At 73.3% G+C, this 1,556-nt stretch carries 1 protein-coding gene and 1 pseudogene; both read right to left on the reverse strand.

From position 1 onward, the window contains the following. Nucleotides 1–567, reverse strand: a 567-nt coding sequence (locus tag RMO85_RS03655; RefSeq protein ID WP_310526528.1) for a molybdopterin cofactor-binding domain-containing protein, incomplete at its 3' end; no start/stop codon positions are given. Then, nucleotides 564–1,528 (reverse strand): annotated as a pseudogene (locus RMO85_RS03665) (FAD binding domain-containing protein). The pseudogene RMO85_RS03665 and the gene RMO85_RS03655, both read right to left, overlap by 4 nt. Nucleotides 1,529–1,556: the final 28 nt, after the last annotated feature.

A 1,556-nucleotide genomic window follows, 5' to 3' on the forward strand; every position in this document is an offset into this window, starting at 1 on the left:
GACCTGGCCGGCCTCGTCGACCAGCGCCAGCGACGCGTGCGTCTCGAGGTAGAAGTGCTCCTGGCCGGCCATCTCGGTGACGCCGGTGAATACGTGGGTCGCGCCGGCCAGGCCGCGTTCGACGTCGCCGCGCGCGACGACCGGCCGGTTGCCCTGGAAGCTCTCGGCCTCGATCGCCTCGGTGAGCGCGATCACGGCCGGCAGCGGCTCGTAGTCGACCTCGACGGCTGCGGCACCCAGTCGGGCGGCCTCCAGGCTCTCCCCCAGCACCCAGCAGACCGCGTGCCCGACGAACATCACGATCTCGGGGAACAGCGGCTCGTCGTGCTTCACGCCCGCGTCGTTGATGCCGGGCACGTCGGCGCCCGTGAGCACCCGGACGACGCCCGGCACGGCGAACGCCGGCGCCGTGTCGAGGCGAAGCACGCGCGCGTGGGCGTGCGGCGAACAGACCGGGTGGGCGTGCAGGACGTGGTGGGTCCGATGCACGAGATCGTCGGTGTAGAGCGCGTGGCCCGTCACGTGCAGGGCCGCACTCTCGTGGGGCATCGGGTGGCCGACGCTCATCGGACCTCCTCCGCCCAGAGCCTGCGCAGCGCGTTGCCGAGCATCGCGGAGCGGTAGGCCGCGCTCGCCCGGTGGTCGTCCATCGGCGTGCCCTTGCCACGCATCACCTCGGCCGCGGCCTCGACGGTCTCGCGGGTCCAGGGCCGTCCCTCGAGCGCGGCCTCGGTGGCACGCGCCCGGATCGGGGTTGCGGCACGCCACCCAGTCCGATGCGGGCTCGGGTGACAACGCCGTCGTCGATGTCGAGCGCGAAGGCGACGGCGACGCTGGAGATGTCGTCATAGCGACGCTTGGCGATCTTGTGGAAGGCAGTCAGTGCGGCAAGCGGACGCGGGATCCGGACCGCCCTGATCAGCTCACCCGGTCGCAGATCGGTCTCGCGATAGCCGGTGAAGTAGTCGGCGAGCGCGACCTCGCGTGCGCCCTCGAGCGACGCGATGACAACACTCGCCCCGAGCGCCAGCAGCGCCGGCGTCAGGTCGCCGATCGGCGAACCGGTACCGAGGTTGCCGCCGATGGTCGCGCCGTTGCGGATCAGGGGCGACGCGAACAGCGGCCACACCCGGTCCAGCAGCAGCACCGCTCCGTCGAGTCGTGCCTCCGCCTCGCTGAGGGTCAGGCCGGCGCCGATCTCGATGACGTCGCCGGTCGAGACCGTGCGGAGCTCGGGCACCCGGTCGACATACACTACGTACGGCGAACGCCGCCCGCGCAGGTTGACCTCGACGCCCCAGTCGGTGGCGCCCGCGACGATCGTGGCGTCCGGGCGGTCGCGCAGCAGCCCGAGGGCGTCCGCCAGGTCGCTCGGTCGGGCGGCGCCGTCGAGCCGGGTCGGCACCGCGGCCGGGGCGGGCCGGCCCTGCCGCTCGGCGAGGGCGTCGTCGACGAGGGGTGCGCCCAGCGCCAGCGCGGCGTCGCGGATCGGTCGGTAGCCGGTGCAGCGACACAGGTTCCCGCTCATGGCCTCGACCTCGAAGCCGCGGGAACGG

Origin of the sequence: Nocardioides sp., from assembly GCF_031422975.1 — a bacterium.
Taxonomy (GTDB): domain Bacteria; phylum Actinomycetota; class Actinomycetes; order Propionibacteriales; family Nocardioidaceae; genus Nocardioides.